Annotated in this window: 3 protein-coding genes; all 3 read left to right on the forward strand. The window is 48.8% G+C overall.

What is annotated here, in order from left to right; translation table 11 throughout:
• The first annotated feature begins 98 nt into the window (after nt 1–98).
• Entirely contained in the window at nt 99–2,021 is a 1,923-nt protein-coding gene (gene gyrB, locus Q9R36_RS25845) for a DNA topoisomerase (ATP-hydrolyzing) subunit B (RefSeq protein WP_009791667.1), read from the forward strand.
• A 227-nt stretch (nt 2,022–2,248) separates the two neighbouring features.
• Entirely contained in the window at nt 2,249–4,783 is a 2,535-nt protein-coding gene (gene gyrA / locus Q9R36_RS25850) for a DNA gyrase subunit A (RefSeq protein WP_311226168.1), read from the forward strand.
• An 81-nt stretch (nt 4,784–4,864) separates the two neighbouring features.
• Complete coding sequence (locus Q9R36_RS25855) at nt 4,865–5,962, forward strand: HD-GYP domain-containing protein (protein ID WP_224948526.1); 1,098 nt, start codon at nt 4,865–4,867, stop codon at nt 5,960–5,962.
• Nucleotides 5,963–6,236: the final 274 nt, after the last annotated feature.

Raw genomic sequence — 6,236 nt, forward strand, 5'->3', positions numbered from 1 at the left:
GCCCTGTGCCTGGCAGCTAATTTCAGGTTTTCTTATAGATTTTCACTGTGCAATAAAGCGAGTAATGCAAATGGAAAGTGTAGGTGATCGATGTGTCAATGGAGGAAAAGGCTATTCAGGAGCAATCGTATGATGAGAATCAGATACAGGTTCTGGAAGGGCTCGAAGCAGTCCGGAAGCGTCCGGGGATGTATATCGGTTCAACAAGCAGCAAAGGGTTGCACCATCTAGTCTGGGAAATCGTTGATAACAGTATAGATGAAGCCCTGGCCGGATATTGTTCAGAAATCAATGTCATCATTGAAAAAGATAACAGCATCACGGTAGTGGATGACGGGCGCGGAATTCCGGTCGGCATCCATGAGAAAATGGGCCGTCCGGCAGTCGAGGTCATCATGACCGTCCTGCATGCCGGCGGTAAATTCGGCGGCGGCGGATACAAAGTTTCCGGCGGTCTGCATGGTGTTGGCGCCTCTGTCGTGAATGCCCTGTCAACAGAGCTTGAGGTATTTGTCCGCCGTGACGGCAAGCTTCATTACCAGAAGTTCGAACGCGGCGTCCCTGCTGCGGATCTGAAAGTCATCGGGGAAGCAGAAGAAACCGGGACAACGATCCACTTCAAGCCTGATGGCGAAATCTTCACCGAAACGCTTGAATACGAATATGAAATACTGGCAAACCGGATCCGGGAGCTGGCTTTCCTGAACCGCGGCCTGAAAATCACAATTGAAGACAAGCGCGCCGAAAATAAAAAGAGCGAGTATTTCTATGAAGGCGGAATCAAGTCCTATGTTGAGCATCTCAACAGGACGAAGGAAGTCCTCCACGAAGAACCGATCTATATTGAAGGCGAAAAGGAAGGCATCACCGTCGAGGTTGCCATCCAGTATAATGACGGCTTTACTGGCAATATTTATTCTTATGCCAATAACATCCACACATATGAAGGCGGAACCCATGAGTCCGGCTTTAAGACAGCCCTGACGAGGGTGATCAATGACTATGCCAGGAAAAATGGCATCTTCAAAGACAGTGATGCCAATTTGTCCGGAGAGGATGTCCGTGAAGGGCTCACCGCAATCGTCTCGATCAAGCATCCGGATCCCCAGTTCGAGGGGCAGACAAAAACGAAGCTTGGCAACTCGGAAGTAAGGACAGTCACTGACACGTTCTTCTCAGACCATTTCGAAAAATTCCTGATGGAAAACCCGCAGGTTGCCCGGAAGGTTGTAGAAAAAGGGCTGATGGCTGCAAGGGCGAGGCTTGCTGCGAAAAAAGCCCGCGAGCTGACAAGAAGAAAGAGTGCTCTGGAGGTATCAAGCCTGCCGGGTAAATTGGCAGATTGCTCTTCAAAGGACCCTTCCATCAGTGAACTGTACATCGTTGAGGGTGACTCTGCCGGAGGATCCGCCAAGCAGGGCCGTGACCGCCACTTCCAGGCCATCCTTCCTCTGAGGGGTAAAATCCTCAATGTTGAAAAAGCCCGCCTGGATAAGATCCTATCCAATAACGAGGTACGGGCCATCATAACGGCTGCTGGTACAGGGATTGGCGATGACTTTGAAATTTCCAAGGCACGTTATCATAAAATTGTCATCATGACCGATGCAGACGTCGATGGTGCCCATATCCGAACACTGCTCCTGACGTTCTTCTACCGCTATATGAGGCAGATCATTGAAGCAGGCTATATCTATATCGCTCAGCCGCCGCTATATAAGGTCCAGCAGGGCAAGCGGGTGGAATATGCCTATAATGATAAGCAGCTTGATCAGATCTTCGAAGAGCTTCCGAAGGCTCCGAAACCGAATATCCAGCGCTACAAGGGTCTTGGGGAAATGAATCCTGAGCAGCTTTGGGAAACAACAATGGACCCGGGCACCAGGACGCTCCTTCAGGTCAGCCTTGAAGATGCAATCGAAGCCGATGAAACATTCGAAATCCTTATGGGCGACAAAGTTGAGCCGCGCAGGCAGTTCATCGAGGATAACGCGGTATACGTTAAAAACCTCGACATCTAATTTTCAGGACAGGATAGAATGACGCCCTCTATCCTGCTTTTTATATCATGGCTCTTTTTCCGGCTGTTTATGATATCTGCCGGGGAGTCCCTTTTTCCAAAAATGCTGCCAGTCCTCCTTCGGGCTCTGCGGCGGCATATGAACTTCGATAAATGTTATGGCACCAGGCGCCACCGGCTCTATTGAGCTGAAACGCCTTGCGATGTTCCTATAAGGAGGTACCTTCTATGGCTGAGACGCCTAGTTCCCGTGTAACAGAAATAAATATAAGCCAGGAAATGAGGTCTTCGTTTCTTGACTATGCCATGAGTGTAATCGTTTCAAGGGCGCTGCCCGATGTCCGTGATGGACTAAAGCCGGTGCACCGCCGTATTTTATACGCGATGCATGACCTTGGCATGCACTCAGACAAGCCTTATAAAAAATCTGCCAGGATTGTCGGCGATGTTATAGGTAAATACCATCCGCACGGCGACTCTGCCGTTTATGAAACAATGGTCCGGATGGCGCAGGATTTTAACTACCGCTATATGCTCGTCGATGGACACGGCAACTTCGGTTCTGTTGATGGCGACGCTGCAGCAGCCATGCGTTATACAGAATCCCGTATGTCCAAAATCTCCATGGAGCTTCTCCGTGACATTAATAAAGATACGATTGATTATCAGGATAACTATGACGGCGAAGAAAGAGAGCCGGTTGTCCTGCCGGCCAGGTTTCCTAACCTGCTTGTGAACGGAACCACCGGGATTGCCGTAGGGATGGCAACCAACATCCCTCCGCACCAGCTTGGGGAAATCATTGACGGCGTACTTGCAATAAGCCAGGAGCCTGATATCACCATTCAGGAGCTGATGGAAATCATCCCTGGCCCCGACTTCCCGACAGCCGGCATGATCCTTGGCCGCAGCGGAATCCGCAAGGCTTACGAAACAGGCCGCGGCTCCATCACGCTTCGGGCAAAGGTGGATATCGAGACAAAATCAAACGGCAAAGAGACGATCATCGTCCATGAAATCCCTTACCAGGTCAATAAAGCCAGGCTCATCGAAAAAATCGCCGAGCTTGTCCGCGACAAAAAGGTCGACGGCATCACTGACTTAAGGGATGAGTCCGACCGGAACGGGATGAGGATTGTCATCGAGGTCCGCAAGGATGCCAACGCAAGTGTCATCCTTAACAATTTATATAAGCTGACGGCCCTGCAGACGAGCTTCGGCATCAATATGCTCGCACTTGTCGATGGCCAGCCGAAGGTTCTGAACCTGAAGCAATGCCTGAAATATTATCTGGACCACCAGCAGGTAGTCATCCGCCGCAGGACGGAATTCGAGCTGAGGAAAGCCCAGGCAAGGGCTCATATCCTTGAGGGCCTGCGCATCGCGCTTGACCATCTGGATGAAGTCATCAGCCTGATCCGCAGCTCTCAGACAACTGAGATTGCCAGAGAAGGGCTCATGACTCAATTTGAATTATCCGATAAGCAGGCACAGGCCATCCTCGATATGCGACTGCAGCGCCTGACAGGCCTTGAGCGCGAGAAGATCGAAGATGAATACCAGAGCCTTGTTAAGTTGATTGCCGAGCTGGAGGCAATCCTTGCAGACGAGGAAAAGGTGCTTGAAATCATCCGAGAAGAGCTTACAGAAATCAAGGAGCGCTTCAATGACGAGCGCCGCACAGAAATTGTATCAGGCGGTATTGAACAGATAGAGGATGAAGACCTGATCCCGCGTGAAAACATCGTCATTACACTCACGCATAACGGGTATGTCAAGCGCCTTCCTGTATCGACCTACCGGGCCCAGAAGCGCGGAGGCCGCGGAATCCAGGGAATGGGAACCAATGAGGACGATTTTGTTGAGCACCTGATTACAACGTCCACCCACAATACCCTTCTTTTCTTCACGAACAAAGGGAAGGTGTACCGTGCCAAAGGATACGAGATCCCTGAATTCAGCCGTACGGCCAAAGGGATTCCGATCATCAACCTGCTTGGCATCAATAAAGATGAGTGGGTAAATGCCGTCATTCCGGTTGAAGAGTTTGTGGACGAATGGTTCCTGTTCTTCACAACGAAAGAAGGTATCTCAAAGCGTTCCCCGCTTACTTCATTCGGAAATATCCGCAACAACGGCCTGATCGCACTGAACCTGCGTGAAGGCGATGAACTGATTTCCGTCCGCCTCACAGACGGCAGCAAGGAAATCATCATCGGCACGAAAAACGGGCAGCTGATCCGTTTCCCTGAAACAGATGTCAGATCCATGGGCCGTACCGCCACCGGCGTCAAAGGGATTACCCTGGACACCGATGATGAAGTGGTCGGAATGGAAGTGCTCGAGGAAAACTCAGAGATCCTCATGGTCACAAAGAAAGGCTATGGAAAAAGGACCCCTGAGATGGAATACCGCGTCCAGGGCAGAGGCGGAAAAGGAATCAAGACAGGCAATATCACTGATAAGAACGGAACAATTGTGGCAGTTAAAGTGGTCACAGGCGAAGAAGACATCATGCTGATCACAACAGGCGGCGTGCTTATCCGCATGGCGGTCGGAGATATATCTACGATGGGCCGGAACACACAAGGTGTAAGGCTGATCCGCATCAATGACAGCGAAGGTGAATATGTCGCAACCGTCGCCAAGGTCGAAAAAGAAGAAGAAAAGCTTGAAGAGGCCCTGGCTGAAGAAGAAGAAATTCTGGATGCTGAAACTACTGAAGAAACTGCAGAGGCTCCATCCGAAGATGAAAATGAATAATCAAGAATTGAGAGGAACACAAATTTTGTGTTCCTTTTTTTTGGCAAAATAAAGTAAAATAGTAAAAAAGACTTAATTGGGGTGCAGCTTGTGCGTGTAAATCTAAATGACCTGCAAGAAGGATGCATACTGGCTGAGGATATCTTCAGTCTGACAAACCGTCCGATCATCAAAAAGAAAACAGTCCTGACAGCAGAATTGCTTGAAGTGATGAAGGCATTCTTCATCGAAGATGCCGCAGTGGAGAAGACTCTCTCTGATGGCATGCCGTTCTATCCTTATGGAATGGGGGCAGATGAAGAGAAGGACAGCAGCCCATCCAGCCAGGTGAATACCTCCCTAAAGGGTGCTGACTTGTTCCTGAGGTCTGTTCAGGACTTTAAAAAGGAATTCACTGCCTGGCAGTCAGGCATGCAGATAGATATCTCGAAAATCAGAAGCATCCTGATTCCGCTTATCGAAGCTACGGAAACCAATCCGGCAGAACTATTTTCGCTCTATCACTTTTCCACAAAAGCCGACTACCTTTATCAGCATCCGATTGCAGTAGGGCTTTTGAGCGCCTTTATCGGAAAAAAACTCAACTACAGCAAGGGGGACATTGTCCAGATTGCATTAGCTGGCTGTCTTGCTGACTGCGGGATGGCAAAAATCAGCCCTGCTATCATCAATAAAAAGACTTCATTGACCCAAAGCGAATTCAATGAAATCAAAAACCACTGCGCCTACAGCTATAAAATGATCCAAAACCTGCCGCTCTTAAGGGAAAGCACCAAGGTTGCCGTGTTCCAGCATCATGAAAGGCTGGATGGCAGCGGATATCCGTTCGGGGAATCAGATAAGATCCATCCTATCGCCAAAATTATAGCAGTTGCAGACACCTTCCATGCCATGACATCTGAAAGGCAGTACCGTCTCAAGCGTTCCCCATTTAAAGTGCTTGAGATGATGATGCAGGATGATTTCGGGAAATATGATCTCCAGGCCATCCAGGCACTGGGGTCAGGACTCATCACCTTCTCTATCGGAAGCAGAGTCATTCTATCAGATGGAAGAAGAGCTGAAATACTCTTTATTGAAGAACAGCATCCGACGCGGCCGATGATTAAAATCATCGCAACAGATGAAATCCTCCGCCTGGAAAGCAGCAGACATCTATATATTGAGGAAGTTTTATAGAAGCCGGCAGATGCCGGCTTTGTTTTTAGGTGAAGATGATCACTGACCTGACGATTGTATGAATGAAACTGAGAAAAATAAAGATTGATAGGAATATAAAAAAGTCCTTGTAAAGCACCTGATATCCTGCTATAATCAATCAAGTCAGCAAATCACATTTGAGGACAGCCTGAAAAAACACTTCAAAAAAAGTGTTGACGGCGACTGATTAAAATGTTATTATAGTTAAGTCGCTTCAGGGCGATAGAGATTGTTCTTTGAAAACTGAACGAAC

The organism is Bacillus sp. AG4(2022) (assembly GCF_031844465.1).
Lineage (GTDB): Bacteria > Bacillota > Bacilli > Bacillales > Cytobacillaceae > Bacillus_AB > Bacillus_AB infantis.

Bases quoted from the DNA above. Each gene is read 5' to 3' on its own strand.
- gyrB (WP_009791667.1), top strand. From the start codon at position 99: ATGGAGGAAAAGGCTATTCAGGAGCAATCGTATGATGAGAATCAGATA.
- gyrA (WP_311226168.1), top strand. From the start codon at position 2,249: ATGGCTGAGACGCCTAGTTCCCGTGTAACAGAAATAAATATAAGCCAG.